29 protein-coding genes are annotated in these 26,536 nt (G+C 64.3%); 7 read left to right on the top strand and 22 right to left on the bottom strand.

All coding sequences use genetic code 11. The features are described 5' to 3' along the window. Window positions 1-27 precede the first annotated feature (27 nt). Window positions 28-978 carry a lipopolysaccharide heptosyltransferase I gene (gene waaC / locus ASD45_RS04305; protein ID WP_056912582.1) on the bottom strand — a complete coding sequence of 317 codons (951 nt, stop codon included), beginning with the start codon at window positions 976-978 and terminating at the stop codon, window positions 28-30. 158 nt (window positions 979-1,136) lie between these two features. Between waaC and galE the strand changes: the two genes are divergently transcribed. Next, entirely contained in the window at window positions 1,137-2,144 is a 1,008-nt protein-coding gene (gene galE, locus ASD45_RS04300; protein WP_056910357.1) for a UDP-glucose 4-epimerase GalE, read from the top strand. A 105-nt stretch (window positions 2,145-2,249) separates the two neighbouring features. Beyond that, a complete protein-coding gene (locus tag ASD45_RS04295; RefSeq protein WP_056910356.1) occupies window positions 2,250-4,061 on the top strand; it encodes an ABC transporter ATP-binding protein in 1,812 nt (603 codons plus the stop codon). On the opposite strand, the gene ASD45_RS04290 is transcribed toward ASD45_RS04295, so the two are convergent. Beyond that, window positions 4,009-5,415: an MATE family efflux transporter gene (locus tag ASD45_RS04290; RefSeq protein ID WP_056910355.1), complete on the bottom strand. Its 1,407-nt coding sequence runs from the start codon at window positions 5,413-5,415 to the stop codon at window positions 4,009-4,011. The genes ASD45_RS04295 and ASD45_RS04290 overlap by 53 nt on opposite strands. 100 nt (window positions 5,416-5,515) lie before the next feature. Between ASD45_RS04290 and ASD45_RS04285 the strand changes: the two genes are divergently transcribed. The 3 genes from ASD45_RS04285 to ASD45_RS04275 all read left to right on the top strand — a co-directional run bounded on the left by ASD45_RS04285 (window position 5,516) and on the right by ASD45_RS04275 (window position 7,182). Continuing rightward, window positions 5,516-5,989: a MarR family winged helix-turn-helix transcriptional regulator gene (locus ASD45_RS04285; protein ID WP_082540638.1), complete on the top strand. Its 474-nt coding sequence runs from the start codon at window positions 5,516-5,518 to the stop codon at window positions 5,987-5,989. A gap of 108 nt (window positions 5,990-6,097) precedes the next feature. Next, entirely contained in the window at window positions 6,098-6,799 is a 702-nt protein-coding gene (locus ASD45_RS04280; protein WP_056910354.1) for a fumarylacetoacetate hydrolase family protein, read from the top strand. Window positions 6,800-6,963: 164 nt separating this feature from the next. Continuing rightward, on the top strand, window positions 6,964-7,182 hold the full coding sequence (locus ASD45_RS04275; RefSeq protein ID WP_056910353.1) for a hypothetical protein: 219 nt from the start codon (window positions 6,964-6,966) through the stop codon (window positions 7,180-7,182). Between the two features lie 3 nt (window positions 7,183-7,185). Here ASD45_RS04275 and ASD45_RS04270 read toward each other — a convergent pair whose 3' ends face one another. The 5 genes from ASD45_RS04270 to ASD45_RS04250 form a co-directional block, all read right to left on the bottom strand. After that, window positions 7,186-7,890, bottom strand: a complete 705-nt coding sequence (locus ASD45_RS04270; RefSeq protein ID WP_056910352.1) for an ABC transporter ATP-binding protein — start codon at window positions 7,888-7,890, stop codon at window positions 7,186-7,188. Then, complete coding sequence (locus tag ASD45_RS04265; RefSeq protein ID WP_056910351.1) at window positions 7,890-8,615, bottom strand: ABC transporter ATP-binding protein; 726 nt, start codon at window positions 8,613-8,615, stop codon at window positions 7,890-7,892. Before ASD45_RS04265 ends, ASD45_RS04270 begins: the two co-directional genes overlap by 1 nt. After that, the gene (locus ASD45_RS04260) at window positions 8,612-9,616 is read right to left on the bottom strand and encodes a branched-chain amino acid ABC transporter permease (RefSeq protein WP_056910350.1); all 1,005 of its coding nucleotides are present in this window, start codon (window positions 9,614-9,616) and stop codon (window positions 8,612-8,614) included. Before ASD45_RS04260 ends, ASD45_RS04265 begins: the two co-directional genes overlap by 4 nt. After that, window positions 9,616-10,488, bottom strand: a complete 873-nt coding sequence (locus ASD45_RS04255) for a branched-chain amino acid ABC transporter permease (protein WP_056910349.1) — start codon at window positions 10,486-10,488, stop codon at window positions 9,616-9,618. The genes ASD45_RS04260 and ASD45_RS04255 overlap by 1 nt, the downstream gene beginning before the upstream one ends. Window positions 10,489-10,645: 157 nt before the next feature. Beyond that, complete coding sequence (locus ASD45_RS04250) at window positions 10,646-11,890, bottom strand: ABC transporter substrate-binding protein (RefSeq protein ID WP_056910348.1); 1,245 nt, start codon at window positions 11,888-11,890, stop codon at window positions 10,646-10,648. A gap of 270 nt (window positions 11,891-12,160) precedes the next feature. On the opposite strand from ASD45_RS04250, the gene ASD45_RS04245 reads away from it, so the two are divergent. After that, window positions 12,161-12,658 carry a MarR family winged helix-turn-helix transcriptional regulator gene (locus ASD45_RS04245; protein WP_056912581.1) on the top strand — a complete coding sequence of 166 codons (498 nt, stop codon included), beginning with the start codon at window positions 12,161-12,163 and terminating at the stop codon, window positions 12,656-12,658. A 4-nt stretch (window positions 12,659-12,662) separates the two neighbouring features. Here ASD45_RS04245 and ASD45_RS04240 read toward each other — a convergent pair whose 3' ends face one another. Next, a complete protein-coding gene (locus ASD45_RS04240) occupies window positions 12,663-13,961 on the bottom strand; it encodes an amidase (protein ID WP_056910347.1) in 1,299 nt (432 codons plus the stop codon). A gap of 74 nt (window positions 13,962-14,035) precedes the next feature. On the opposite strand from ASD45_RS04240, the gene ASD45_RS04235 reads away from it, so the two are divergent. Further along, window positions 14,036-14,320: a glycine zipper domain-containing protein gene (locus tag ASD45_RS04235; RefSeq protein WP_056910346.1), complete on the top strand. Its 285-nt coding sequence runs from the start codon at window positions 14,036-14,038 to the stop codon at window positions 14,318-14,320. Between the two features lie 73 nt (window positions 14,321-14,393). Here the strand turns inward: ASD45_RS04235 and ureG are convergent, their stop codons facing one another. From ureG to urtB, 14 genes are all read right to left on the bottom strand, one after another. Then, the gene (ureG, locus tag ASD45_RS04230; protein WP_056910345.1) at window positions 14,394-15,020 is read right to left on the bottom strand and encodes an urease accessory protein UreG; all 627 of its coding nucleotides are present in this window, start codon (window positions 15,018-15,020) and stop codon (window positions 14,394-14,396) included. A gap of 259 nt (window positions 15,021-15,279) precedes the next feature. Further along, window positions 15,280-15,930 carry a hypothetical protein gene (locus ASD45_RS04225; RefSeq protein ID WP_056910344.1) on the bottom strand — a complete coding sequence of 217 codons (651 nt, stop codon included), beginning with the start codon at window positions 15,928-15,930 and terminating at the stop codon, window positions 15,280-15,282. 131 nt (window positions 15,931-16,061) lie between these two features. Next, a complete protein-coding gene (locus ASD45_RS04220) occupies window positions 16,062-16,769 on the bottom strand; it encodes an urease accessory protein UreF (RefSeq protein ID WP_056912580.1) in 708 nt (235 codons plus the stop codon). Window positions 16,770-16,860: 91 nt separating this feature from the next. After that, a complete protein-coding gene (locus tag ASD45_RS04215; RefSeq protein ID WP_056910343.1) occupies window positions 16,861-17,319 on the bottom strand; it encodes an urease accessory protein UreE in 459 nt (152 codons plus the stop codon). 151 nt (window positions 17,320-17,470) lie between these two features. Further along, window positions 17,471-19,180: an urease subunit alpha gene (gene ureC / locus ASD45_RS04210; RefSeq protein WP_056910342.1), complete on the bottom strand. Its 1,710-nt coding sequence runs from the start codon at window positions 19,178-19,180 to the stop codon at window positions 17,471-17,473. Between the two features lie 382 nt (window positions 19,181-19,562). Continuing rightward, window positions 19,563-19,922, bottom strand: a complete 360-nt coding sequence (locus ASD45_RS04205; RefSeq protein ID WP_056910341.1) for a GFA family protein — start codon at window positions 19,920-19,922, stop codon at window positions 19,563-19,565. A gap of 47 nt (window positions 19,923-19,969) precedes the next feature. Next, the gene (locus ASD45_RS04200; protein WP_056910340.1) at window positions 19,970-20,275 is read right to left on the bottom strand and encodes an urease subunit beta; all 306 of its coding nucleotides are present in this window, start codon (window positions 20,273-20,275) and stop codon (window positions 19,970-19,972) included. Beyond that, complete coding sequence (locus tag ASD45_RS04195) at window positions 20,275-20,856, bottom strand: HupE/UreJ family protein (protein ID WP_056910339.1); 582 nt, start codon at window positions 20,854-20,856, stop codon at window positions 20,275-20,277. The genes ASD45_RS04200 and ASD45_RS04195 overlap by 1 nt, the downstream gene beginning before the upstream one ends. Before the next feature lie 13 nt (window positions 20,857-20,869). Further along, the gene (locus ASD45_RS04190; protein WP_056910338.1) at window positions 20,870-21,172 is read right to left on the bottom strand and encodes an urease subunit gamma; all 303 of its coding nucleotides are present in this window, start codon (window positions 21,170-21,172) and stop codon (window positions 20,870-20,872) included. Between the two features lie 19 nt (window positions 21,173-21,191). Further along, on the bottom strand, window positions 21,192-22,016 hold the full coding sequence (locus ASD45_RS04185) for an urease accessory protein UreD (RefSeq protein ID WP_244485200.1): 825 nt from the start codon (window positions 22,014-22,016) through the stop codon (window positions 21,192-21,194). 149 nt (window positions 22,017-22,165) lie between these two features. Beyond that, window positions 22,166-22,861 carry an urea ABC transporter ATP-binding subunit UrtE gene (gene urtE / locus ASD45_RS04180; protein ID WP_056910336.1) on the bottom strand — a complete coding sequence of 232 codons (696 nt, stop codon included), beginning with the start codon at window positions 22,859-22,861 and terminating at the stop codon, window positions 22,166-22,168. 63 nt (window positions 22,862-22,924) lie between these two features. Then, window positions 22,925-23,695: an urea ABC transporter ATP-binding protein UrtD gene (gene urtD / locus ASD45_RS04175; RefSeq protein WP_056910335.1), complete on the bottom strand. Its 771-nt coding sequence runs from the start codon at window positions 23,693-23,695 to the stop codon at window positions 22,925-22,927. A gap of 5 nt (window positions 23,696-23,700) precedes the next feature. Further along, the gene (gene urtC, locus ASD45_RS04170; protein ID WP_056912579.1) at window positions 23,701-24,888 is read right to left on the bottom strand and encodes an urea ABC transporter permease subunit UrtC; all 1,188 of its coding nucleotides are present in this window, start codon (window positions 24,886-24,888) and stop codon (window positions 23,701-23,703) included. After that, a complete protein-coding gene (urtB, locus tag ASD45_RS04165) occupies window positions 24,888-26,501 on the bottom strand; it encodes an urea ABC transporter permease subunit UrtB (protein ID WP_056910334.1) in 1,614 nt (537 codons plus the stop codon). Before urtB ends, urtC begins: the two co-directional genes overlap by 1 nt. Window positions 26,502-26,536: the final 35 nt, after the last annotated feature.

Genomic DNA, 26,536 nt, shown 5'->3' with positions numbered 1-26,536 from the left:
AGTTGCGCGGCGTGAAACACGTCGCCGTCAGGCAACGATCAGCCTGTTCGCTGCCGCTTTGACGTCTTCGAGCCGCGGCGGCGCGCCATCGGCGCCAAGCACTGTGATAGGACCGGACCCGACCGGTCCGGTGAGACCCGGCTGACTGCCGGCGAAGATGGCGACGAGCGGTACCGTCAGCGCCGCTGCAAGATGCAGCAGACCGGTATCGACGCCGATCACACAACGCGCGCCTGCCACGAGACGCGCCACCTGATTGAGGGGCTCGCGGGCCGGCACGCGCGCATTCGGCACGGCAGCGGCAATCTTTTCGCTACGCTTGCGTTCGGCCTCCGTGCCCCAGGGCAGCACGACCGACAGATCGCCATGCGCCAGCGATTGCCCAAGCGCGATCCACCGCTCTACAGGCCATTCCTTTTTCGCTTGAGCCGTCGCATGCAGAAAAATGACATAGGGCTTCGCCGGCGCCGAGAGGCGCGCGCGTGACAGATTGTAGTCGGGCGCACCGCTCACCTCGTAACCCAGCGCCAGCGCGGTCAGCCGGCGATTGCGCTCCACCGCGTGCAGGTCGCGGCTCACCGCGTGACGCACGTCGTAGAATAATGTGGCGAGCGACTCGCGAATGCTGGCGCGATCATAGCCATGACGCTCGCCGTGCGCGGCGCGGGCGATCACGCCGGTGCGCAGCAGCCCTTGCGTGTCGATGACGTAGTCGTACTGATGCATGCGAAGCGCTGCGTAGGTCTGTCGTATCTCTTGCCAGGTCTCCGCCGACCACAATGACTGGCGCCAGCGCCGCGACGCCACCGGAATGACGTCATCGACGCCGGGATGCTGGCGCGCCAGCGGCGCAAAGGCTTCCTCGACTACCCAGGAAATCTGCGCGTCCGGCAACGCGCGGCGCGCGTCCGTCACCGCCGGCAGATTATGAATCACATCGCCGAGCGAGGAGGTCTTGATGAAAAGAATTTCGCGCATCATCCGGTCCGGCGCGCGGCGCCTCAAGAGTTAATGGGCCTCATAGCCCGGTTACCGGGCGTTAACAATGGCGGCGATTACTCGCGTTTTGTTTCTCTACGGATACCTCTCTTTTCACGATTGCCCTGTAAAGACGTTAACTGTAATCGGGGGCAGTCATGACAATTCTGGTGACGGGAGGCGCCGGCTATATCGGCAGCCACATGGTTCACGAACTGGTCGACTCAGGCGAACCGGTGGTTGTTCTCGACAATCTGTCGACGGGGTTCCGCTATCTATTCCCGGCAACGGTGCCTTTCGTCGCGGGCTCGACCGGTGACCGCGAGCTGGTGAAGAAGACCATCCAGCAGCACGGTGTCACCGCCATCATCCATTTCGCCGCGTCGATCGTGGTGCCGGACTCGGTGCGCGACCCGCTCGGGTACTACCGCAACAACACGATGAACACCTGCACGCTGATCGATGTCGCAATCGAGTCCGGCGTGCGCCAGATGATCTTCTCGTCCACCGCCGCCGTCTATGGCAACGCGGAAGAGACGCCGATCAGCGAGAGCGCCGTCACGCATCCAATCTCGCCCTACGGCACGTCGAAGCTGATGTCGGAAATCATGCTGCACGACGCCGGCAAGGCTCACGGCCTGCGCTTCGTCATTCTGCGCTACTTCAACGTTGCCGGCGCCGATCCGCGCGGCCGCACCGGCCAGGCGACGCCAGCGGCGACCCACCTCATCAAGGTCGCCTGCGAGACCGCGGTCGGTAAGCGGCCCAAGATGGCTATCTACGGTACCGACTACGCGACGCCGGACGGCACCTGCATCCGCGACTACATCCACGTCTCGGATCTGGCGCTGGCGCATTCGGCCGCGCTCGGCCATCTGCGGCGCGGCGGCGCCAGCGCCACGTTCAACTGCGGCTATGGCCGCGGCGCTTCGGTATTGGAAGTCATCGATGCCGTCCGGCGCGCAGCCGGTCACGATTTCCCTGTGGAGATCGAAGGCCGCCGCCCCGGCGATCCGCCGGCCCTGGTCGCCAATGTCGAGCGGATCCGCAAGGCGCTGCCGTGGCATCCACAGTTTCAGGACCTCGACACCATCGTGGCCCACGCGCTGGCGTGGGAGAAGCGGCTGCAGACCAGCGCCGCCCGGGCGCTCAGCGACCGCGCCTGACCGGCTCTTTCGCCCTCAGGAGCGCCTAATTCGGCTGTAACGCCGGCATAAATCGGGCAATTCGGCCATCTTGACGCGCCCCGACCGATGCCCGACAGAGGGCGCATGAATGAGCCGTCCGACCTCGCCGAAGACCCGCGCTACAGCGCCCGGAATCTGATTCGCCGGCTGTTCCTCGAACAGGGCATGACGCACTGGCGCAAATACGCGGCCGCGTTCGTGCTGATGGCAATCTCGGCCGGCTGCACGGCGTTCAGCGCCTACCTCATCGGCAACGTCATCAACGAGACCTACGTCAATCGCAATCTGCCCGGCATCATGGTGCTCGGCGGCATCACCGTGGCGCTGTTCGCCATGAAAGGCCTGGCGACTTACGGCCATACGGTGTTCCTGTCGCAAATCGGCAATCGCATCATCGCGGACAATCAGCGCGCGGTGTTCGCCAAGCTGCTGCGCGAGGGCCTCGGCTTTTTCTCCAACCGCCATTCCACCGAATTCATCGCCCGGCTCTCCGCCGGCGCCGCCGCGGCGACGCAGGTGATCAATCTCCTGGTGATGTCGGTCGGCCGCGACGCGCTTTCCCTCATCGGCCTCGTGTCGGTGATGGTGGTGCAGGACCCGGTGCTGTCGTTCTTCTCGTTCTTCGTCGCGCCGCCGGCCTTCCTGGTGCTGCGCAAGATGGTGCGACGCATCTACAAAATCGGCCGTTCCCAGTTCCAGGGCGGTGCACGCATCCTCGAGACCTTGCAGGAGACGCTGCAGGGCATCCGCATCGTCAAGGCCTTCACGCTCGAGGACACGATGCGCGCGCGCTTCAACAGCCATGTTGCCGCGGTCGAGCATGAGGCCAACAAGATGGCGCGCGTCGGCGCGCGCGCCAGTCCGCTGATGGAGACGCTGGGTGGCATCGCCATCGCGATCGCGATCGTTTATGGCGGCTACCGCGTCCTGCAGACCGGGGCGACACCGGGCCAGTTCTTCTCCTTCATTACAGCATTCCTGCTCGCCTACGAGCCGGCCAAGCGCTTGGCGCGGCTCAACATCGAACTCAACAGCGCGCTGGTCGGCGTGCGCGTACTGTTCGAGGTGCTCGACAGCCCGCCGAGCGAGGCAGCCGACGACGACAAGCCCCCGCTGCGCGTTACCGAGCGTCGCATCGAGTTCAAAGACGTGTCATTCGCCTATCGCGGCGAGGAGTCTGTGCTTCGCGGCATGTCCTTCGTCGCCGAGCCGGCCAAACTGACTGCGCTGGTCGGGCCCTCCGGTGGCGGAAAATCGACCGTGTTCAATCTCCTGATGCGTTTCTACGACGCCCATGACGGCCGCGTTGAAATCGACGGCCAGGAGGTGACGCAGGTATCGCGGCGCTCCTTGCGCGAACAAATCGCCTATGTCGGTCAGGACACCTTCCTGTTCCGCGGGACGGTCCGCGAGAACATCGCCTTCGGCAAACCCGGCGCGACCGACGACGAGATCGTCGCCGCGGCCAAGGGCGCCTATGCGCACGACTTCATCACCTCGTTCCCGCTTGGCTATGACACGCCGGTCGGCGAGCATGGCCTGCAGCTGTCCGGTGGCCAGCGCCAGCGCATCGCCATCGCCCGAGCGCTGATCAAGGATGCCCCGATCATCCTGCTCGACGAGGCGACCGCGGCGCTCGACTCGGAGAGCGAACTTGCCGTGCGCGAAGCGATGGACAGACTATGTAAAGGGCGGACTACGCTGGCGATCGCGCATCGTCTGCACACCATCTCGCACGCCGACTGCATTTATGTGGTCGAAGGTGGTCATGCGAGCGAGTCCGGTCGCCATGACGAATTGCTGAACAAAGGCGGCCGCTACGCCACGTTCTATCGGCTCCAGCTCAAGGATCAGGAGCAGCCGGCGCCGCTTGCAGCGATTGCGGCATCAGCCTGACCGGCACGCGGTGGCGGAACCAGACGCCGCTCGCCACCGCTACGGCATTGAGCAGTCCGTAGACCATGAGCGCTGCGGCCAGCACTGCGAATAGAACCATGCTGCCGCCGTGGAACCACACGACCGCGGCATAGCCGCCCCCCGCGGCTATCGCGACGCGCACCACGGCAACTACCATGGCGGCGCCGACACGACCGGCGCCCTGTGAGGCGAAATACAAGAGCAGACCGCCGCCAAAGAAACCGTAGGTCGGCCCGACGACGCGGAGATATTCCGAGCCCGTCGCGATCATCTCCCGTTCGGCGCCGAACAATGTCAGCCACGTCGCGGGAAACAACGCGGCAGCGATGCCGATGGCTTCGGTGAGGACGAAGGCGATCGCCGCGCCCGTCCAGGCGACGCGCAAAGCGCGATCATGATTGCCCGCGCCGACCGCCGTACCGACCATGGCTGCCACTGGCGCGCCAAGACCAAACACCAGCGGCACCAGGAGATATTCGAGCCGGGCGCCGGTGCCATAGCCGGCGAGCGCTGCCGCTCCGACGATACCGGCCAAGCCGGTCGCCGTGGCAATCGAAATATTGGTCGACAGACTGACAATCGATGACGTTGCGCCGACGTTGAGAATGTCGAAAAGCTGGTCCCGTGCGATCCGCTTCGGCCAACGGGGCGGCTTCAACATTCCGCGGCCGGACCAAAGATACCAAATGAAGACGAAGCAGCCGATGAAGTAATAGGCCACTACCGCAATGGCGCCGCCGGCGACGCCAAAATGCGGAAACGGACCGACGCCGAAGATCAGCGCCGGCGACAGGGGGATCAGCACAATCGCGCCGATGACCATCACTGATGCCGGAAAGATCATGTTGCCGGTGCCGCGGATGACGGCAGCGAGCGAGTTGTAAAGCCACAGCGGAATGGCGCCGGAAAAGACGATACCGGCATAGGTGGTGGCCGCAGCCAGCGAGCCGCCCTTGCCGCCCATCAAGGCATAGAGCTTCGGTCCGAAGGCGAGCGCGAGCACAGCAATCACCGCACCGAGCAGGATGCTGATCGCCACCGCCGACCACACCAGTTCATTGGCGCGCGCTCGATCGCCGGCGCCCAACGCGCGGGCCACGGCGGACATGATCCCGCCGCCCATGGCGCCGGCCGAGATCATGGTCAGCAACATCACCAGCGGAAAGACGATCGCGACGCCGGCAAGCGGATCGAGACCGAGCTTGGCGATGAAATAGGTTTCGATCAAACCAATCGAGGCCTGCACCAGCATGACCAGCACATTGGGCGCGCCCAACCGCATAATGGTCGGCGCTACGGGAGCTTCGAGCAGCATGCGGGTCCGCGAGTCCATCAGATCCTCAATATATGCATATGCACCTAACTCTTGAACTAATTAGCTGCATATGCACCTATGGGCAAGAGAACGCAGACAGAGACCGGGTATGTGAGCCATGCAGAGAACCGATGGCAAAGCTGAGAGCGACGCAGCGGCGCTCCAGGCGGCACAATCGGCCTTCGACGAAACCCCTTGCAATAACCTCGCGTTACGCCAGGCTTCGCGGCATCTCAGCCAGGTTTACGACCGGCACCTGGCCAGCACGAGACTGAGCGGCTCGCAATATTCGATCCTGTCCCGGCTCGCCCGCCTGGGGCCGATGACCATCGGCCGCCTCGCCGAGGCCTTGGTGTTGGACCGCACAGCGCTCGGCCGTGCCCTCAAACCGCTGCAACGCGACAAGCTCGTCGCGATCGCGGCCGGGGACGACGCGCGAATCCGGCAGGTATCGCTGACCGCCAAAGGCAAAACGAAATTCGAAGCCGCTCGCGTGCATTGGCTCAAGGCGCAGGCCGAATTTGAAGCGGCTTATGGCGGCGAAGAAGCCGCCGTGCTGCGTACGGCGCTGCGCCGGGTCGTTACGGTCTAGCCCGGCGGCCCTGCTCAGTCCGCCGCTTGTCGGGGCTTGGACAATAGGGTACCGGAGACCGCGCCTTCCGGCGTTCCGTCCCTCCACCCTTTGCAAAAGGCCCCCTCCATGAGCGCGGATTACGTCATCCCAGCGCCGCCGCAGGCCGCTATAGCGGTTGCCGGCTCGTCCAAGGTCTTCCCGGTCCGCCGCATCTGGTGTGTCGGCCGCAACTATGTCGAACACATTCGCGAAATGGGTCAGGACGAGCGCTTGCCGCCGTTCTACTTCGCCAAGTTTCCCGATGAGGTGGTCGGCGATGGCGGCACCGTGCCCTACCCGTCGCTGACCAAGGATCTGCACCAGGAGGTGGAACTGGTCGTCTGCCTCAAGAGCGGCGGCCGCAACATTCCGGTCGAGAAAGCCAATGACTGCATTTTCGGCTATGCGGTCGGCATCGACCTCACGCGCCGCGACCTGCAGATCGCCTCGCGCAAGCTCGAACGGCCGTGGGAAGTCGGCAAGAACTTCGACCATTCGGCGCCGTGCGGCCCGATCAAGCCCGCCTCCGAGATCGGCCATCCGAAGGAAGCGCGCATCACGCTGTCCTGCAACGGCAAGGTCCGCCAGGACGGCAACATCAACCAGATGATCTGGAATGTGCCGGAGATCATCGCCGACCTGTCGAAAATGGTGGAGCTCACCGCCGGCGACATCATCATGACCGGCACGCCGGCCGGCGTCGGCGCCCTGGCGCCGGGCGACAAGCTAGAATGCAGTGTCGAAGGTGTGGGCAGCCTGACCGTGACCATCGGTCAGCCCTTGAAGTAAGCCTAAAACTGCGGCTTCGGCGTACGAGGCGAATCAGTTAGCTGTTGAATGGCCGGCGGTGTGGAACCGTCGGCCGTTTGCGTTGTTAACCAATCCCTAACATCCAAGCCGCAGACTGGAAGAGCCGGGTCCAGATTGTGGTTCGACAGCGCACAGGACTGAAAATGGGTGAAGCTCTTCCCCTCGCGCGCCGCTCCGCCGACCCGGCCACCGATGCCCGGCACATGGCCGACAGCGTAATGCGCTACTCCCCCGCCACCGACGCCGAAGCGCTCAAGCTTCTGCGCGCCAGCTATCCTCACTATCCGCTGAGCCTGCGCGTCGCCGCGCTCGATCTGCTGATGCGTCAGGGCCGCCGCGGTCACGGTTCGGTGCGGCGCTAGTCCTCAGATCCCGAGATAGGCCTGCCGTACGCGGTCGTCGCCGAGCAGCGCCTCGCCCGTGCCGGACAGGGTAATTCGGCCATTCTCGAGCACATAAGCGTGGCTCGCCAGCTTGAGCGACACCGCGACGTTCTGCTCGACCAGCACGCAGGTCAACCCGTCGCGATTGAGATCGCGCACCGTCGCCAGCACTTGCTGCACCACCGCCGGCGCAAGGCCGAGCGACGGCTCGTCGAACATCACCACCTCCGGCTCCCCCATCAGGCAACGCCCGATCGCCAGCATCTGCTGCTCGCCACCGGATAAGGTGCCGGCCGCCTGCGCGCGGCGTTCGGCAAGGCGAGGAAACATCGCGTAGACGCGCTCGAGATTGCGCTCGCGGTTGGCGCGGGCGCGCGGGATCATCGCCCCCATCGCCAGATTCTCTGCGATGGTCAGGGTCGGAAACACCTGGCGGCCTTCGGCGACCTGGCCGATGCCGAGATTGCAGACCTTGTAGCTAGGCAGGCCGGCGATGTTGTCGCCGCGATAGAGAATGCGGCCCCGCGTCGGCCTGTTAATGCCGGCGATGGCGCGGATCAGCGACGTCTTGCCGGCGCCATTGGCACCGACGATGGCGACGATGGCACGCTCGGGAATCTCCAGTGTGACACCGTCGAGCGCCTGCGCGTCGCCGTAGTGGACATCGACGTTTTCGACGAGAAGCATCAGACCGCCTCCGCGCCGAGATAGGAGTCGATTACGGCCTTGTCGCGTACGACGTCGGTTGGCGCGCCTTCGGCGATATTGGCGCCGTGGTGCAGCACGACGATCTGCTGGGCGAGCGCCATTACGGCGCGCATGACGTGCTCGATAAGCAGGATGGTCAGGCCGGTGTCCCGATTGAGGTCGCGCAGGATAGAGACGATGCGGTCTGTCTCGGTCGGGCGCAGGCCGGCCATGACCTCGTCGAGCAGCAACAGCTTCGGATCGGTGGCGAGCGCGCGGGCGACCTCGAGCCGCTTGCGGTCCGGTAGCGTCATCGATGCGGCGCGCTGTGCCCGCTTGTCGTAGAGATCAAGCCGACGCATGACCTCGTGGGCGTGAGCGCGCGCAGCCGTCACGTCGCGACGGTGCATCAGCGCGCCCACAATGACATTGTCCTCGACCGAGAGCGCCGGAAATGGCCTTACGATCTGGAAGGTGCGGCCAATGCCGCGCTGACAAACCTGATTGGGTGGCAGACCGTCGATGCGTTCGCCGGCGAAGGTGATGGCGCCGCCATCAGGCGCATGGACGCCGGCAATCATGTTGAACAGCGTGGTCTTGCCAGCGCCGTTTGGCCCAATCACGGCGTGGATGCCGCCCTGCGGCACCTCGAAGCTGACCTTGTCCACCGCGAGCAGGCCGCGGAAGCGCTTGCTGATGCCTTCGATTTTGAGAAGCGCGGTCATGGTGCTCGCTCCGCGAGGCCGAGCCGGCGCTTGACCCACGGCCATACGCCGTCCGGCAGGGCCATGATCACGAACAGCAGGCAGATGCCGTAGAAAACCTGTTTGGCCCCGGGAATATCGATGCCGATGGCGTGCAGGCCTTCGGTCAGCGACTCGGCGAGCCCCGTCAGCACGAAGGCGCCGAGGATCGGTCCGAACAAGGTGCCGACACCGCCGACGATCGGGCCGAGGATGATTTCGATCGAGCGCGAGATGTGGAAGACCTGCTCCGGAAACAGGTTGTTGTAATAAAAGGCGTAGATGACACCGGCGAACGAAGTCATCGCCGCCGAAATGACCACCGCGATCATCTTGTAGCGGAACGTATCGATGCCGGCTGAGCGCGCGGCTTCCTCGTCCTCGCGGATGGCGAGCCAGAAGTAGCCGATGCGGCTCTGCAGCAGCGCACGGCAGCCGATGAAGGCCGCCACCACCGCGACCAGCAGCACGTAATAGAACATCACCGGCTGACCACGCAGGTGCCAGAGATCGTTCTTCGAGTATTGCGCCACCGGCAGGAACAGGCCGGACGAGCCCTTGGTGAAGGCCAGATGGTCGAAACCGACGCGGGCGAATTCCGCGAAAGCGATCGTCAGAATGGCGAAATAAACGCCGCCGACCTTGAAGCGGAAGGCCAGGTACCCGATGAAGGCGCCGGCCAAAGCGGCGATCGGAATGGCGATGAGGAGGCCGATCCACGGCCCAATGCCGAAATGGACGTAGAGTGCCGCCGCCGTATAGGCGCCGAGGCCTACATAGAGTGCATGACCGAGGGACAGTTGTCCGGCAAAGCCCATCATGATGTTCCACGCCTGCCCGACATAGGCGAAGTAGAGGATCAGGATCAGCACGGTGAGCAGATAGTCGCTGGCGAAGAATGGCGCCGCCAGCATTACGGCAAGCAGCAACAGGAGAAGAATGAGGGTGCGGGCCGACAGGCCTTCGGTAAGGCGGCCCAGCATCACGCGACCTTCTTGCCGAGGATGCCTTGCGGCCGGAACAGCAGCACAAGAACGAGGATGGCGAACGAAAACATGCTCTTGGCCGACGGCGTGAACAGCAACCCGGCCAACGCTTCAGTGAGCCCGATCATCACCCCGCCGATCAAGGCTCCCGGCATCGAACCGAGACCGCCGGTGATGACGATGATGAAGGCGAGCAAGGTATAGGCTGGGCCGATGGACGGCGTCACGTCGACGATCAGCGCCAGCATGACGCCGGCGGCGCCGACGCAAGCCGAGCCAAGGGCGAAAGTGAGCGCGTAAAGATGCTTGACGTCGAGGCCGACCACCAGAGCGCCGGTGTAGTTGTCGGCGCAGGCGCGGATCGCCGTCCCGAGCGTCGTATATTGGAAGAAGCAGAACAGCGCCGCCGCAACGACCAGCGCCGCCAGCGCTGCATAAGCCTTGGTCGCGTCGACGATCAGCGGGCCGAGTTGATAGCTGTCATAGGCGTAGGAGACCTGCACGGTCTTCGCGTCCGGGCCGAACGCGATGAGCAGGATGTTGACCAGGATGATGGCGACTGCGACCAGCAGGAGAAACTGGCTGTGCTCCGGCCGTGTGATGAACGGATTGATGACGCCGGCCTGCAACGCGTAGCCAAACGCGCCGAGAGTGGCCGCAATCGGCACCAGCATGATCAGCGGATCGAGGTGAAACGCTGAGAACAAGGTGACGGCGATATACATCGCCACCGTCATCATCTCGCCATGGGCGAAATTGACGACGCGGACGACGCCGAAGATCACAGACAGGCCGAGCGCCATCAGGCCGTAGACCAGACCCGTCAGGATGCCGCCGACGGCGACGTTGAGATAGATGTCGAAGGGCAACTCAAAATCCTTGGAACGCCGGGCCCGATACGGACCCCTTCGCCGCCGTGCCCGGCCTTGTCCCGAGCATCCACGACTTACTTGCACTTTTCATAAGACAAGACGTGGATGGCCGGGACAAGCCCGGCCATGACGTCGATATTTAAAGCCCCAGGCCTTACGAACGCTGATTGTACGGCTTCAGCGGCCAGTCCGGCTTGGCGTTGGCCGCTTCCTTCGGCGCCACGGTGACGAGCTTGCCGCCGCGGTTCTGGATGCCGCCGCCGATGATCTTGTCGTTCTGGCCCTTGGCGTCGAACGAGATGCCAGGACCGATCGAGGAATTGTCCTTGATGTCGGTCTTGCGGATCGCGTCGGCCAGCGCCTTCGGATCGGTCGAACCGGCGCGCTTGTAGGCGTCGGCGGCGACCAGCAGCGCCTCGAAGGTATAGACGTGGTTGGTGTTGAGGTTGACGCCGGGGCTTGATTTTGCCAGCGCAGCCTCGAGTGCCTTCGACAGCTTCTTGTTCGGATCGTACCACGGCGCAAAGCTCAGCGGGCCGTCCGACAGCTTGCCGAGAGTCTTGAGGTACTGGTCTTCGTACCAGCCCGGACCCATGCTCATGATCGAGGTCGGCGACCAGCGCTGCTTGACCATCTCGCGGGTCAGCAAGATAGCGTCGTTGAGACGGCTGACCATCAGCAGGATCTCGGCGCCGGTCGCCTTGGCCTTGGCCAGTTCGACCGAGAGATCGCGCGCCGCCGGATCGTAAGGGATGGTCTCGAGGATCTTGTACGGCATGTTGAACTTCGGCATCACCGCGCCGATGCCGCCGGCCATCGCCGTGCCGAAGGTGTCGTTGACATGCATAAACACCGCAGTCTTCGGCGACGCACCGGTGAGTTCGAAGATTTCCTTCTGGTCGACGAAGGCATCGCGCAGGATCATGCCCGCGGTCGGGAAGTTGCGGAACACGAACTTGTAGCCCTGCTCCGTGATCGGCGGCGCGGCTGCGATATTGATGACGAAGGGGATGCCCTTCTGCTCGGCGACCTGCGCGATGGCGCTCGACTGACCGCTATCGAACGCTCCCATCAGTAGCTGGGCGCCCTCGCCGATCAGCTTCTCGGCGCGCGAGCGGGCGACATCGACATTGGTTTCGGTATCGGCATTGACGATCTCGAGTTCGGGATAGCCAAGATCCTTGAGAATGCCGGCCGCGATATCGACGCCGCGCTGGCAGTCCTGGCCGATGCCCGCCTGATAGCCGGAGCGCGGCAGCAGCACGCCGACCTTCAGCGGCCCGGCGGCGCGCGCGATGTTAAAGGGCGCGAGTCCCGCGGTAAGACCGAGCGCGCCGAGACCGGCGGTCACGGTGCGGCGGCTGACGCCGGCAGTGTTCCTGGGTGTCTTGTTGGTCATGGCATTTCCTCCCCCTGGCCGACGATGGCCGGTTTCAATAGATGATGCCGGATTTATTCCGGCTTTGACAGGCACACAACGCGGACACGGGCAACGCCGGCCGCTTCCGGCCGAGCGACGCCCGTGATCGCCAAATTTGGATCGTATTGTTGACTAGGACAACAATTCCCGTCAACACCATAATCGGACAGGCGCCATCTCTTATGACGCGCCGCCATCAGGGAGCAATGCCGGATGCAGAAGGCCGGGCCAAGCAGGGCGACGACCGCGATGCGGGCCAGCAGCGGCGGAGTCGCCGAGGACGGCGCTTCCGCCGAGAAGCCCGCGGCCGGCCGCCGCAGAGCCGGCGCCGTCAGCGACCTCGGCCCGCTCGACGGCCACCTCGGCTACTTCATCCGCCGTTTGCAGATCTGGGTGTTTCAAGACTTCATCCGTACGCTGTCGCCGCTTGAGATCAGCCCGGCGCAGTTTTCTGTGCTGTCTGTCATCAATGCCAATGAAGGCCTGTCCCAAGCCGAACTCGGCAACACACTGGCGATCGAACGGGCGCGGCTGGTGCGGCTCCTCAACCGCCTACAGAAACGCCGCCTTATCGAACGCCTGCCATCGAGTGCCGATGGCCGCCGCCACGCCTTGCGCCTGACACCGACGGGGCAGACGACGTTGAAGCAGGCCATGGCGCTCGCCGACACCCACGAGGCCGGTCTGCGCGCCAAGCTCGGCGACGCCCCCTATCGCGCGCTGATGGAAGCGCTGCGCAAGCTGTAAGGATCTAGCCGAACAGCTTCTCCACAGCGGCAGCGAAACGCAGCAGTTGCCGGTCGTGGCCATTACGCGCCAACAGCATCAGGCCGGTCGGCAACAGGCCGTCGCGCGGCAACGGAATCGAAACGCCGCAGAGATCGAAGAAATTGCCGATGGTGGTGTTGCGCAATAGCATGGCGTTGCGCTGCAGGAAGGCCTTCGGCTCGCCGAGTTCGTCGAGCCGCGGCGCGACTGTCGCGGTCGATGGCATCACCAGCACATCAATATCGCGCATGCGCTCGTCCAGGGCGCGGATCAGCGCCTGACGCGTGCGCACGGCGTTGATGTAATCATGCGCCGCGATATCCTTGCCCTTGATCAGTCGCGCCGCGACGACCGGATCAACTCCAGCGGCGTGCTGCGTCATGCGCTCGCTGTGGACTGAGTAAGCCTCGGCGACGAGAATGCTGATGCGCATCTGCAGCGCCATCATGTCGTCGAACATCGGCAACTTCTCATAGGACAGCCGCACACCAGCTTTCTCGAGCCGGTCGAGCGCTTCGGGAAAGCGCCGGCCGACGGTGTCGTCGAGATTTTCCAGCGGCAGTCCCTGAGCGACGCCGACGCGTAGACCGGCAAGCGGCGCGGCATCGAGCGTCCACGGCGCTTCGCCCGCCATGACTGCGTCGGCCGCGGCGCATTGCGCCACCGACTTCGCCAGCGGCCCGATCGAATCGAGCGAATAGGACAGCGGAAAAGCCCCGACGGTCGGCACACGCTGCCTCGAAGGCTTGAAACCGATGACTCCGCACAGCGAGGCCGGAATTCGGACCGAGCCGCCAGTGTCGCTGCCGATGCCGATCTCGCACATGTCATCGGCGACCGCGACGCCGGCGCCCGACGACGAGCCGCCCGGCACCCGGGCGCGGTCGGCCGGATTACCCGGCGTGCCAAAATGCGGATTGGCGCCGACGCCGGTGAAGGCGAACTCCGACATGTTGGTCTTGCCGACGATCACCGCGCCGGCGGCGCGGAGACGCTGCACGATGACCGCATCCTCGACCGCGACCTTGCCTTCGGCGGCGATCACCTTCGAGCCGGCCCGCGTCACCTCCCCGGCGACATCGAATAGATCCTTGATGGTGACGATGGCGCCGTCCAGCGGGCCGAGCGACGTACCGGTGCGAGCTCTAGCATCGCTGGCTTCCGCGGCGGCCTGCGCCGCATCGCGATAGACAGTGAGTACGGCGCGTGCGCCCTCGCCTTGCGAATCGTCGATGCGCTGCAGCGCAGCGGCGAGGCGCTCCTGCGCCGATGTTCTATCCATGGAACCAACTTTCTTCAGCAACGTTTTCAAGGCGGACTTCAAGCAACTTCAGACAATCATTGTGGAGGCACAACATGCGCAAGGCAATTCTTAGCGCTGCAATGCTGACTGCGCTGATTTCGATGCCGGTCGGCGCCAGCGCGCAAGACGCGATTGGCGGCGCCATCGTCGGCGCCGGTGCAGGCGCCATTATCGGCGGCGCGGCGACCGGACGTCCGGAAGGCGCCGCGGTTGGTGCGGTGATCGGCGGCACCACAGGTGCGGCGATCGGCGCCAATGCCGAAGAGCGGCATTATCGGCACCGTTCGCGCGTCTGCTGGGAAGACGATTGGGGCCGTCGGCGCTGCCGCTATCGGTAGTGAGCGGCGCAGGCACCGATGGGGCTGCGAACGGGGCGTCCATTGCGGCGCCCCGTTTTGTTTGCGTACGGGTCTAATGAGCAAGTCCGCCCTTCTCTTCGATGAACTTGACGATGCCGCCGACGTCCTTGCCCTCGCGCATATTGGTCATGACGAAGGGCCGCTTGCCGCGCATCCGCGTTGCATCGCGCTGCATCACCTCGAGCGAGGCGCCCACATAAGGCGCGAGATCCATCTTGTTGATGACCAGCAGATCGGAGCGTGTGATACCGGGCCCGCCCTTGGACGGAATCTTGTCGCCCGCAGCGACGTCGATCACATAGATCGTAATGTCGGCGAGTTCCGGCGAAAAGGTCGCGGCGAGATTGTCGCCGCCTGACTCAATCAATATCAGATCGAGATCGGGAAACTTCGCGCGCATATCGGCGACGGCAGCGAGGTTGATCGAGGCATCCTCGCGGATCGCGGTGTGCGGGCAACCGCCGGTCTCGACGCCGGCGATGCGGTCGGCATCAAGCGCGCCCGAGCGCACGAGGTATTCGGCGTCCCACTTCGTATAGATATCGTTGGTAATGGCGGCGATCTGATACCGGTCGCGTAGCGCCTTGCACAGCGCATCCATCAGCGCCGTCTTTCCGGAGCCGACCGGCCCGCCGACGCCGACGCGGAGTGGGCCATGGGGACTCGTCGCTTTGCTCATGCGTTTCGTATCCTGGGAATCCGGCACCCCATTTCCGCCATTCCGCCGCGCGGCGCAAGTGATCAAGCGCCCCATCACCTCGTTGCTCTAAGCCCCGGGGGGACGGGTGCCGGCAGCCGTGCCCTCGCCCGCCTTCGCGCGCGTTCAGCGTCCTACGGGACAACGGCTCACCCGCCCTAGCTGCTCCGGCATGCGTCGGAGGCTATGAGCGGGTGAGGTCGTGCAGACAGTTCACCGCGCGACAAAGGCCGCGCTGCGATCAGCGCCGTTGGGCGCTGTCGAAACCACGGCTGTATCCGGCGCGGAAGCCCCGCTCGTAAGCACGCTCAAAGGCATTTTGCCCGCTACCACCCCATTGGCCGTGACCACCACGGCTGCGCGCCTGAGCATAATCGCCATCCCCGCCGCGAGCTTCGTCAACCGCTTCGGTGCCATAGCCGCCACCGCTCTCGGCGACGCCGTTGGTTTCCGCGCGGCTCCTCGCGTGGTGGCTCATTGCCGACGGATTGATCGACATCATGACAGGATTGCCATTCTCATCCTTCGCCTTGATCAGATAAGTGGCATCGACGATCCGGACGTCGGTGAAGCCAGCCTCCCTGAGGGCAGCACGCAGACGCCGCTGTGCCATCCTCGCTCCGTGCGAGCTTTGCTCGTCCTGGCCGGCGCTTGCCGAGCGATCGCCATCTCGCGCGGCGCCGTCGTCCATCGACTGGTCGGAAGGTGAGGCTGGCGGACGTCGGTCCCTCAGCGCCTTGCCGATAGCATCCTGCGAATTGTCCCGCTGGGCTTGTGACGGTTCCGAGACCTGGGAGGATCCCGAGCCTTGTTGCAATTCACTCGCCGCCAAAGCGGGCGTGGCAATCAGAACCACGGCAGTCGTCGCACATAGCAGCCATTTGTTGGTCATGGAACATTCCTCATTCCGGTTAGCCCCGCCCGCAGTGGACAAAGCGGAACCGGCGAGATCGTTCGCACAGCGGGCCGAGAAACAGGCGATTGTTTGCGGATAGCCCCCGCGGACACCAACGCTGCCGGCGATTACGACCGGAACAGGCGTGTGTACTGGGTCTCGTGGCGCGCCGAGGCAAGATCGGCTCGAAAAGCGGACGAACCGATGTCATCGAGCGAGGCGGCGCTGGCCCGTTCTGCCGTATCGATGATCGCGGTCTCAAGGCCCGCCAGCACATGCAGGCCCTGGGTCTGGCCGAGCGGAATGAGCCGCACGCCAGCCGACACCCAATTCGCCGCCAGCGCGTGCAGATAGGCCGGCAGCGCCTCGTCCGCCGCGATGCCGTGACCGGCGGCGGTGACGGCGACCGCGACCGGATAGGCCACCGGGCCGATCCACACCGACTTGAGCCTGTCGAGGGCTGGGCACGGCCAGCCGGCGCGCGCCGCCTCGACGAAGGCATTGCCCTGCGCCGTAGTTTCCAGATGCCGCTCCTTCGACGGCGCGAACGCGGCGGCGAGCTCGGCGATGTCGCGCAGCGTCTTATCGTCATCGTTCAAGCTGGCGCGATGCGCGTGCGCAAAGAGAACGCCATCGCAGAAACCGCCGCCATTCGTCAGCATCACCGAGAGCCAGTCCTTCAGGGTCGCGGCGTCGCAAATGTCCCCCGCTTCGACCGCCCACTCGATTCCGCTGGAATAGGAGAACGCGCCAACCGGGAAGGACGGCGAGAGCCAGGCCATGAGGCGGAGCAGATGCGCGGAACTCCGTTCGTTCCCGCGCACGCGGGAAGTCAGTTCTGAATGGACCTCCGCTGTAGGTCCCTGCTTTCGCGGGGACGGACGGAGTTTGTTGCTTCGCACCGTCAGAGCACGTTTGCGCACCACATCATCCATGACCATGCCCATGTTGATGGTCGTGGCCGTGCGGTGACGCCGGCTCGGGATCGAATGCGGCCTCGACCGGCGTCAGATGTGCACCGAGACCGCGCAGCATTTCCTCGAGCACATGATCGCGGCGGATGCGCACCTTGGCGCCGACGATCTGCACGTCGGTGTGCCGATTGCCGAGATGCCAGGCGAGCCGCACCGTCTCGAAGGCATTGGGCGCGGCGATCTCGACGAGCGGCTCCGGCGCACCGGCAATGGCAATGATCGAGCCGTCGTCGAGCACCAGGCCGTCGCCGTCACGCATCGCCACCGGGGCGGGAAAGTCGATCAGCACCTGCGTGCCCTTCTCGCCTGTCAACACGATGCGGCGGCGATGCCGATCATCGGCATCGAGCACGACGCGGTCGCGCGCGGCAGCGCGGTCGTAGTCAGTGACGATGGAGAGAACGCGGTGCATGAAGCCTTCTACTCTGTCATGGGCGTGCTTGTCCTGCTCTGTCCTCCTCCTGAGGAGCAGCGCGCAGCGCTGCCTCTAGAAGGATGGCGCGGCCCATGGTTCGAAACACGGCCTGCGGCCGCTCCTCACCATGAGGCCGAACAAGGGCCAACTAGAAAAGAAAATACCTCTGCGCCATCGGCAGCTTCTCGGCCGGCGGGCAGGTCAACAGTTCGCCGTCCGCCCGCACCTCGTAGGTTTCCGGGTCGACCTCGATGTTCGGAGTCGCGTCGTTGAGCACCATGCTCTTCTTGTTGATCTTACGCGTGTTGTCGATGGCGACGAACTCTTTCTCACAGCCGAGCTGCTTGCGCAGGGACGAGCGCGCCGCAGCCTTCGATACGAACACCACGGAGGAAGCCGTAAGCGACTTGCCATAGGCGCCGAACATCGGCCGGTAGTGCACCGGCTGCGGCGTCGGAATGGAAGCGTTCGGATCGCCCATCGCCGCGGCCACGATGGTGCCGCCCTTGATCACGATATCCGGCTTGACGCCGAAGAAGGCCGGCGACCAGACGACGAGATCGGCGAGCTTGCCCTTCTCGACCGAACCGATGTCCTTGCTCATGCCGTGCGCGATGGCCGGGTTGATGGTGTATTTGGCGATGTAGCGGCGGGCGCGCAGATTGTCGTTGTCGCCCTTCTCGCCGGGCAACGCGCCGCGCTGCTTCTTCATCTTGTCCGCGGTCTGCCAGGTGCGGATGATGACCTCGCCGATGCGGCCCATGGCCTGACTGTCCGACGACATCATCGACAGGGCGCCGATGTCATGCAGGATGTCCTCGGCCGCGATGGTCTCCTTGCGGATGCGGCTTTCGGCAAACGCCAGATCCTCGGCGATCGAGGGATCGAGATGGTGGCACACCATCAGCATATCGAGATGTTCGTCGATGGTATTGCGCGTGAACGGCCGCGTCGGGTTGGTCGAGGACGGCAGCACGTTCTTCAGCCCCGCGACCTTGATGATGTCCGGCGCGTGGCCGCCGCCGGCACCTTCGGTGTGGAAAGCGTGAATGGTGCGGCCCTTGAAGGCCTTGATGGTGTCCTCGACAAAGCCGGATTCATTGAGCGTGTCGGAATGCAGCATCACCTGGACGTCGTATTTCTCCGCGACGCTGAGACAATTGTCGATCGCCGCCGGCGTCGTACCCCAGTCCTCGTGCAGCTTCATGGCGCAGGCGCCGGCTTTGATCATCTCTTCCAGCGCCGCCGGGCGCGAGGCGTTGCCTTTACAGGCGATGCCGAGATTGACCGGGAAGGCGTCGAAGGATTGCAGCATGCGGCCGATGTGCCACGGCCCAGGCGTGCAGGTCGTGGCGTAAGTACCGTGCGAGGGCCCGGTGCCGCCGCCGAGCAAAGTGGTAACGCCGGAATAGAGCGCGTCGTCGATCTGCTGCGGGCAGATGAAGTGGATGTGCGAGTCGAAGCCGCCTGCGGTGATGATCTTGCCTTCGCCCGCGATGATGTCGGTGCCCGGGCCAATGACAATAGTGACGCCGGGCTGGATGTCGGGATTGCCCGCCTTGCCGATCGCAACGATGCGGCCTTCCTTGATGCCGATATCGCCCTTGACGATGCCCCAGTGGTCGAGGATCAGCGAGTTGGTGATCACCGTATCCATCGCGCCCTGTTTATTCGTCATCTGCGACTGGCCCATGCCGTCGCGGATCACCTTGCCGCCGCCGAACTTGACCTCGTCGCCGTAGACGGTGAAATCCTTCTCGACCTCGATAATGAGATCGGTGTCGGCAAGCCGCACCTTGTCGCCGACGGTCGGGCCGAACATGTCGGCATAGGCCTTGCGTTTCATCTTGACGGACATCGATCAGCTCCGAGCGAATGACGGCGTTGCGAAACAAACAAACATCACGGCTGTTTAATAATCCCCAGAGTTATCAACCGGCGATTTCAGGCTCTTGCCATGCAGGCGGCGAGGAATAGGCTTGGCCCCGGATCAATCGTCTTTGGCTTCGCCGAACAGGATTGATCGCCATGGCCGGAGCGGGCGTGGAACGTAAGCGCTGCTTGCAACGTACGCGTTGTCGGCAATGATGCGGTCCCAGCTTGCCGGTCCTGGCTCTCAGTAACTGGGTACCGGTTGGCGCGCTCACGCGTGCAGCCCGGAAACGGATCCGAGAGCTTGAGACGGGCGGACGACGGTCCGCCCGTTATGGCTTTTGGAACTGCCGATCGCGGAGCCACGATCAGGCGCTGCGCCCGTCCACCTTGTGAACCTTCAACGCATCCAAATCGACGCCGTCCAGGCAGCGCGCGTTCACCGCGGCCATTTCCGCGCCGGTCTTCGGATTGACGCCCCGGGCGAACGACTGAATACCGCAGGTCGCGCAGAACAGGTGATGGATGGCGTGCTTGTTGAACAGGTACTCCGTCATCTGCCCCTCGCCGGAGATCAGCTTGAACTCGTTGGCTGGCGCGAAGGACAACAGCGAGCCGAGCCGGCCGCAGCGCGAACAGTTGCACGCGATCACCGGCTGATCGAGATCGAGCGCCACTTCGTAGCGGACGTTGCCGCACTGGCAGCCGCCCATGTAGGTCTGCTTCATCAGGGCCTCCCCGCTGGGTTGATAGGATGGAAAACATTCGGGAGCGCCTAAAGTTTCCCCATCACGTCGCCGCGGAAGCCGTAGATCGTCTTCTTGCCGGCGAGCGCGACCAGCGTCACGTCACGCGTCTGCCCCGGCTCGAAGCGCACCGCTGTGCCGGCGGCAATATCGAGCCGCATGCCGCGGGCCTTCTTGCGATCGAATTTCAGAGCAGGGTTGGTTTCGAGGAAATGGTAATGCGAACCGACCTGGATAGGCCGGTCCCCGGAGTTGGCGACGGTCAGCGTCACGGTCCTGCGCTTGGCGTTGAGCTCGATCTCGCCGTCCTGGATGAACATCTCGCCGGGGATCATCAGATCACCCCGCCGTAGAGGCCTGCACCGACGACGACACAGACGGCGCCGGCGACGCGAACTAGCGGCCGCAGCGAATGGCGCGTGGCGAAATTGGCGAAGCCGATGCCGAGCGCGTGCAAGCTCGCAGTGGCGAGGGCGAAGCCCGCCATGTATTCGAAACCAGCGATATTCTCCGCCACTTCCGAACCATGGGCGTGACCGTGAAACAGGGCGAAGGCGCCGATGATCGCCGCGCCGGCCCAGACGGGCAGATCGACGGCCAGCGCCACCAGGATGCCGAGCGCCACCACCGAGGCGAGAATGGCCGGCTCGACGAAAGGCAGTGCGACATGGGCCATACCCAATGCGCCGCCGATCAGCATGACCGCGACGAAAGTCGCCGGCCACAGCCACAGCGCGCGGCCGTCTTTCAGCGCCGCCCACAGGCCGACCGCGACCATCACAGTCATATGATCGAGGCCGGACAGCGGATGCGCAATGCCGGGGGCGAAGGATCCCGTGGCACCGTGGCCAACATGGGCCAAGGCCGGCGCGGAGCCGGCAGCGAAAATGGCGACGGTAGCGAGAAGACGCTTCATTGATCTAGTCCTTTCAACGAATCGGATCATGAACAGTGACGAGCTTGGTGCCGTCCGGGAAAGTCGCCTCGACCTGGATGTCATGGATCATCTCGGCGATGCCCTCCATGCATTGCGCGCGGGTGATGACATGGGCACCGTCGCGCATCAGCTCGGCGACCGTCCGGCCGTCGCGCGCGCCTTCCAGGATGAAATCGGAGATCAACGCCACCGCTTCCGGATGGTTGAGCTTGACGCCGCGCTCCAGCCGCTTGCGCGCCACCATGGCGGCGAGCGCGATGAACATCTTGTCTTTTTCCCTGGGCGTCAGATTCATTTCATCCTCGAAAAGAAAGTCACTGTAACCACAGCCGCGGCACCGCGGTGCCGAGGCCGGCGAGCAGCGCGATGATATCGTGACGCAGCGTAGCACCATCCTTGGCGATCAGGCGCGCCACCGCCACACCATTCCACGCCGAAATGCCGACTTCGCCGGTGAAGTTTTCGCCGATGGCGCGGACACGTTCGAGCTCGCTGGCACCGCCCGGCGTGAGCAGCACCGTCGCCATGGCGATGCCGCCTTCGGCGACCGCGCGGCGGCCGAGCTGACCGGCAATGTCACCGTCGAGCTTGGCCGTGTCGGCGTAGATGAGACCGCCGTCGCGGCGGACGCGCCAGTGGTCGAGGAAAGAGCCGTCGGCGATCGCCTCACCCATGGCAGCGCGGCCGAACACCACGGCTTCGACCATGATCAGCGTGGCGTTGCCGGCGAGATCGATGTCGATGCGGCGCAACAGCTTGGCGCGGTCGAACAGGATGGTCTCCTGCGGCAGCCAGGCGAGCTTGCCGCCGGCACCCACCTTGAGCGTGACATTGAGTTCGGCGGCCGGGCCGGTTGAGCGATAGATCTTCTCCGCCGCCGTGGTACCGGCGACGAGCGAGCCACCCTCGCCCACCGCCATGTCGACGGTGAAGCGGTCGCCGCCGGTCATGCCGCCTCCGGTGTTGACGATGACGACTTCGAGCGCACCGTCATGCGTGTTGGGAAAGCGCGCGCGCAACGAACCGTGCTCATGCACCTGCGCGCGCCGCGTCACACCGTCCGCCGCCACGACAGACAGGCCGATGTGGCCGGTCGCGCGGTTGGCGAGGAACGTTTGAGACTGTGAGGTCTGAGTCACGAACACTGACCTGTCCCCGCTCCCCTTGTGGGGGCGGGTTAGCGAGGGGGGTGATAGTTGTGAGCAGAGTATCACAGTTCGACCCCCATCCGCCCGCACAAGCTTCGAGCGGCGGGCGACCTCCCCACAAGGAGGAGGCGAAGAAGAGACTAAATCGCCATCGCCCGATGCAGCGCGCCCTCATCGAGGCCCGCCTTGTCGCTCTCATAGACGATAGACCCGCGGTCCATCACCACCAGATGGTCGCCGAGCTCCTGGGCGAAGTCGAGATATTGCTCGACCAGAATGATCGCCATATCGCCGAGCGAGCGCAGGTAGGAAATGGCGCGGCCGATGTCCTTGATGATCGACGGCTGGATGCCTTCGGTCGGCTCGTCGAGCAACAGCAATCGCGGCCGCATGGTCAGCGCGCGGCCGATGGCCAGTTGCTGCTGCTGGCCGCCCGACAGATCGCCGCCGCGACGGCCGAGCATGCTCTTGAGCACCGGAAACAAAGTGAAGACGTCGTCCGGCACCTTGCGGTCGGCGCGGGCGAGCGGCGCAAAGCCGGTCTCGAGATTCTCCTGCACGGTGAGCAGCGGGAAGATCTCGCGGCCCTGCGGCACATAGGCGATGCCGCTTCGCGCGCGCTCGACCGTCGGCAGCTTGGTGATGTCCTTGCCCTCGAACATGATGCTGCCGTTCTTCACCGGCCGCTGGCCAACCAAAGCGCGCAACAGGCTCGATTTGCCGACGCCGTTGCGGCCGAGCACGCAGGTCACCTTGCCCGGCTCGGCTTTCAGCGAAATGCCGCGCAGGGCCTGCGCCGCGCCGTAATAGAGGTCGATTTTGGAGACTTCGAGCATAGCTTATCTTTCTTTGCGCATGATCTATTCGGAAAACCGGTTCCCACTTTTCCGGATCATGCGCTATCTCCCCAAATACACTTCGACGACCCGGTCATTGGTCGAGACCTGATCGATCGAGCCTTCCGCCAGCACCGAGCCCTCGTGCAGGCACGTAACCTTGACGCCGAGCTCGCGGACGAAGGCCATGTCGTGTTCGACCACGACCACGGTCTTGGTCTTGTTGATCTCGCGCAGCAGTTCGGCGGTCTGCATGGTCTCGACATCGGTCATGCCGGCGACCGGCTCATCCACCAGCAGCAACTTCGGGTCCTGCGCCAGCAGCATGGCGATCTCCAGCCACTGCTTCTGGCCGTGCGACAGCGAGCCGGCGACGCGGCTGCGCAAATGCTTGAGCCGCACCGTCTCCAGCACCTCGTCGATGCGCGACTCCTGCTCCGGCGTCGAAGACCAGAACAAGGTCGCCTTGACGCTGCGATCGTTCCTGAGAGCGAGTTGCAGATTATCCTCGACCGTGTGCATCTCGAATACGGTCGGCTTCTGAAACTTGCGGCCGATGCCGAGCGTGGCGATCTCGGTCTCGTCCAGCGTCGACAGATCGTATTTGCCCTGCTCGAAGAACACGTCGCCGGCGTCAGGCCGCGTCTTGCCGGTGATGACGTCCATCATCGTCGTCTTGCCGGCCCCGTTCGGGCCGATGATGGCGCGCATCTCGCCGGGCTCGACGACGAAGGACAATTCATTCAGCGCCTTGAAGCCGTCGAACGACACGCTGATGCCGTCAAGATAGAGCAGCGCGGAGGTGGTTTCGGCATTGAACTCGACTGTGGTCATGGTCCCTACTCCGCCGCGCTAGGCTGCGTTGACGGCGATCCAGCCGTTGGCAGCATGCCGTCCTCGGCGTCGGCCGACCGTGCCGCCTCGCTCTTTTCCTTCTGACCGCTACGCCAGTGGTTCCAGGTGCCGACGATGCCGCGCGGCAGGAACAAGGTCGTGCCGATGAACAGCCCGCCGAGCATGAACAGCCAGTACGGCGCCAGCACACCGGAGGTGAAGTAGGTCTTGGCGTAATTGACGACGAACGCACCCAGCACCGCGCCTGTGAGCGTGCCGCGGCCACCGACCGCCACCCAGATCACCGCTTCGATCGAATTGGCGGGCGCGAATTCACCCGGATTGATGATGCCGACCTGCGGAACGTAGAGGGCGCCGGCGATACCGGCCATGCAGGCCGACACCGTGAACACGAACAGCTTGTAGGACTCCACGCGATAACCCATGAAGCGCGTGCGCGCCTCGGCGTCGCGGATCGCGACCAGCACCTTGCCGAACTTCGAGGTGACGATGGCGCGGCAGATCAGGAAGCAGACCGCCAACATGATGCAGGAGATCACCAGTAGCGCGTTTCGGGTGCCTTCCGTCTGCACGTTGAAGCCGAGAATGTCCTTGAAATCGGTCAGGCCGTTATTGCCGCCGAATCCGAAATTGTTGCGGAAGAAGCCGAGCAGCAGCGCATAGGTCATCGCCTGTGTGATGATTGACAGATAGACGCCGGTGACTCGTGAGCGGAAGGCGAACCATCCGAAGACAAAAGCCAGCAGGCCCGGCACCAAGAGGATCATCAGCGCCGCATAGGCGAAGTGGTTGAAGCCGTACCAGAAGAACGGCAATTCCTTCCAGTTCAGGAACACCATGAAGTCCGGCAGGATCGGATCGGCATAGACGCCGCGGGTGCCGATCTGGCGCATCAGGTACATCCCCATGGCGTAACCGCCGAGCGCGAAGAAGGCGCCGTGGCCGAGCGACAGGATGCCGACATAGCCCCAGATCAGGTCGATCGACAGCGCCAGCAGGCCGTAGCAGACATATTTGCCGAGCAGCGCCACAAGATAGGTCGAAACATGGAGTGCCGAGCCCGCCGGCACCAGGAGATTGAGGGCGGGAATGGCGATGGCGAAAGCGCCGAGCAGCACGAGAAACAAAGTCGCGCCGCGATCGAGCATGCGAATGAGGGCGTGAGATTTCATCATGCTTCGATCGCCCGCCCCTTGAGCGCGAACATGCCACGTGGCCGCTTCTGGATGAACAGGATGATGAAGACGAGGATGGCGATCTTGCCGAGCACGGCGCCGGCAAAGGGCTCGAGGAATTTGTTGGCGATGCCGAGCGTCAGCGCACCGACGAGTGTGCCCCACAGATTGCCGACGCCACCGAACACCACAACCATGAACGAGTCGATGATGTACCCCTGCCCGAGATTCGGCGACACGTTGTCGATCTGCGAAAGCGCCACCCCGGCAATGCCGGCAATGCCGGAGCCGAGGCCGAAGGTCAGCGCGTCGATCCTTGCAGTACGGATGCCCACAGCGGCGGCCATCGACCGGTTCTGCGTCACGGCACGCATTTCGAGACCCAGACGGGTGAAGCGCAGCATGGCGAGCAGCGCCACGAAGACGATGGCGGTGAAGACGATGATCCAGAGCCGGTTATAGGTGATCAGGATGCCGCCAAGATCGAAGGCCCCCGACATCCACGACGGGTTGCCCACTTCCTTGTTGGTCGGGCCGAAGGCCGCGCGCACCGCCTGCTGCAGCACCAGCGAGATGCCCCAGGTCGCGAGCAGTGTTTCCAGCGGCCGGCCGTAGAGGAAGCGGATTACCGAGCGCTCGATAATGATGCCGACGATGGCCGAGAACAGGAATGCGAGGGGCAGCGCGATGGCCAGCGAATAATCGAACAGGCCCGGATAGCTGGCGCGGATGACGTCCTGCACCACGTAGGTGACGTAGGCGCCCAGCATCACCATCTCGCCGTGGGCCATGTTGATGACGCCCATGACGCCGAAGGTAATGGCAAGGCCAATGGCGGCGAGCAGCAGCACCGAGCCGAGCGACAGGCCGTACCAGAAGTTCTGCACGGTATTCCAAAGCGCCAGGTTGCGCTCGATCTTGGCCTTGGCATCGGTTGCCGCCGCGAGCACCTCTTTGGGCGCATCGGCCGGCACACTCTGCAACAGCGCCAGCGAATCCTGGTCGCCGCGGTCGCGGATGATGGCGATGGCGGCAACCTTGTCGGCGGCGGCCGCCCCGGCGTCGGTAAGCGTCAGTGCAGCCTTCGCCTCGAGCATCGTTTTCTTGACGCCCGCGTCCTTCTCGACGGCGATCGCCTTGTCGAGCGCTGCCGCCGCGGTGGCATCGCGCGACTTGAACACCGACTGCGCGGCGCCGTAGCGCTTTCCCGGATCGGGCGCCATTAAGGTCAGCGCGCCGAGCGCGGCGTCGGTGAGATTGCGCAGACGGTTGTTGAGACGGACGTTGTCGAGATCTGACGGCGGCGCGGCGGTGAAAGGCTGGCCGGTCGCGGCGTCGGTCAGTTTGCCGTCGGCGGCCTTGATCAGCACCTGCTTGGCGCTGGCGCTGAACAGAAGGCGCTGGTCCTTCAGCGCCTGCAGCAGCGGCGGCGCCAGCGGACTGCCCGACGCGGCGATGGCGTCGATGGCGTCGGCGGTGTCGCTGAAGCTATCCAGCGTGAATTTCGGCAGCGCATCTTCGTAGGCGCCCGCCCTGGCCGTCGTCACCAGCGCGGCGAACACACCGAACACCACGAGCACGACAGCGAAACGTTCGAACAAACCGCGCATTTGATTCACGATCCCCGGCAGGAAAGCGACGTTTC

The organism is Pseudolabrys sp. Root1462 (assembly GCF_001426945.1).
Taxonomy (GTDB): Bacteria; Pseudomonadota; Alphaproteobacteria; order Rhizobiales; family Xanthobacteraceae; genus Pseudolabrys.
This window is presented reverse-complemented; position numbering and strand designations above follow the sequence as displayed.

Excerpts from the sequence above, each read along its gene's own strand:
- waaC (WP_056912582.1), bottom strand. The coding sequence starts at position 978 with ATGCGCGAAATTCTTTTCATCAAGACCTCCTCGCTCGGCGATGTGATT.
- galE (WP_056910357.1), top strand. The coding sequence starts at position 1,137 with ATGACAATTCTGGTGACGGGAGGCGCCGGCTATATCGGCAGCCACATG.
- ASD45_RS04295 (WP_056910356.1), top strand. The coding sequence starts at position 2,250 with ATGAATGAGCCGTCCGACCTCGCCGAAGACCCGCGCTACAGCGCCCGG.
- ASD45_RS04290 (WP_056910355.1), bottom strand. The coding sequence starts at position 5,415 with ATGGACTCGCGGACCCGCATGCTGCTCGAAGCTCCCGTAGCGCCGACC.
- ASD45_RS04285 (WP_082540638.1), top strand. The coding sequence starts at position 5,516 with ATGCAGAGAACCGATGGCAAAGCTGAGAGCGACGCAGCGGCGCTCCAG.
- ASD45_RS04280 (WP_056910354.1), top strand. The coding sequence starts at position 6,098 with ATGAGCGCGGATTACGTCATCCCAGCGCCGCCGCAGGCCGCTATAGCG.
- ASD45_RS04275 (WP_056910353.1), top strand. The coding sequence starts at position 6,964 with ATGGGTGAAGCTCTTCCCCTCGCGCGCCGCTCCGCCGACCCGGCCACC.
- ASD45_RS04270 (WP_056910352.1), bottom strand. The coding sequence starts at position 7,890 with ATGCTTCTCGTCGAAAACGTCGATGTCCACTACGGCGACGCGCAGGCG.
- ASD45_RS04265 (WP_056910351.1), bottom strand. The coding sequence starts at position 8,615 with ATGACCGCGCTTCTCAAAATCGAAGGCATCAGCAAGCGCTTCCGCGGC.
- ASD45_RS04260 (WP_056910350.1), bottom strand. The coding sequence starts at position 9,616 with ATGCTGGGCCGCCTTACCGAAGGCCTGTCGGCCCGCACCCTCATTCTT.
- ASD45_RS04250 (WP_056910348.1), bottom strand. The coding sequence starts at position 11,890 with ATGACCAACAAGACACCCAGGAACACTGCCGGCGTCAGCCGCCGCACC.
- ASD45_RS04245 (WP_056912581.1), top strand. The coding sequence starts at position 12,161 with ATGCGGGCCAGCAGCGGCGGAGTCGCCGAGGACGGCGCTTCCGCCGAG.
- ASD45_RS04240 (WP_056910347.1), bottom strand. The coding sequence starts at position 13,961 with ATGGATAGAACATCGGCGCAGGAGCGCCTCGCCGCTGCGCTGCAGCGC.
- ASD45_RS04235 (WP_056910346.1), top strand. The coding sequence starts at position 14,036 with ATGCGCAAGGCAATTCTTAGCGCTGCAATGCTGACTGCGCTGATTTCG.
- ureG (WP_056910345.1), bottom strand. The coding sequence starts at position 15,020 with ATGAGCAAAGCGACGAGTCCCCATGGCCCACTCCGCGTCGGCGTCGGC.
- ASD45_RS04225 (WP_056910344.1), bottom strand. The coding sequence starts at position 15,930 with ATGACCAACAAATGGCTGCTATGTGCGACGACTGCCGTGGTTCTGATT.
- ASD45_RS04215 (WP_056910343.1), bottom strand. The coding sequence starts at position 17,319 with ATGCACCGCGTTCTCTCCATCGTCACTGACTACGACCGCGCTGCCGCG.
- ureC (WP_056910342.1), bottom strand. The coding sequence starts at position 19,180 with ATGTCCGTCAAGATGAAACGCAAGGCCTATGCCGACATGTTCGGCCCG.
- ASD45_RS04205 (WP_056910341.1), bottom strand. The coding sequence starts at position 19,922 with ATGAAGCAGACCTACATGGGCGGCTGCCAGTGCGGCAACGTCCGCTAC.
- ASD45_RS04200 (WP_056910340.1), bottom strand. The coding sequence starts at position 20,275 with ATGATCCCCGGCGAGATGTTCATCCAGGACGGCGAGATCGAGCTCAAC.
- ASD45_RS04195 (WP_056910339.1), bottom strand. The coding sequence starts at position 20,856 with ATGAAGCGTCTTCTCGCTACCGTCGCCATTTTCGCTGCCGGCTCCGCG.
- ASD45_RS04190 (WP_056910338.1), bottom strand. The coding sequence starts at position 21,172 with ATGAATCTGACGCCCAGGGAAAAAGACAAGATGTTCATCGCGCTCGCC.
- urtE (WP_056910336.1), bottom strand. The coding sequence starts at position 22,861 with ATGCTCGAAGTCTCCAAAATCGACCTCTATTACGGCGCGGCGCAGGCC.
- urtD (WP_056910335.1), bottom strand. The coding sequence starts at position 23,695 with ATGACCACAGTCGAGTTCAATGCCGAAACCACCTCCGCGCTGCTCTAT.
- urtC (WP_056912579.1), bottom strand. The coding sequence starts at position 24,888 with ATGAAATCTCACGCCCTCATTCGCATGCTCGATCGCGGCGCGACTTTG.
- urtB (WP_056910334.1), bottom strand. The coding sequence starts at position 26,501 with ATGCGCGGTTTGTTCGAACGTTTCGCTGTCGTGCTCGTGGTGTTCGGT.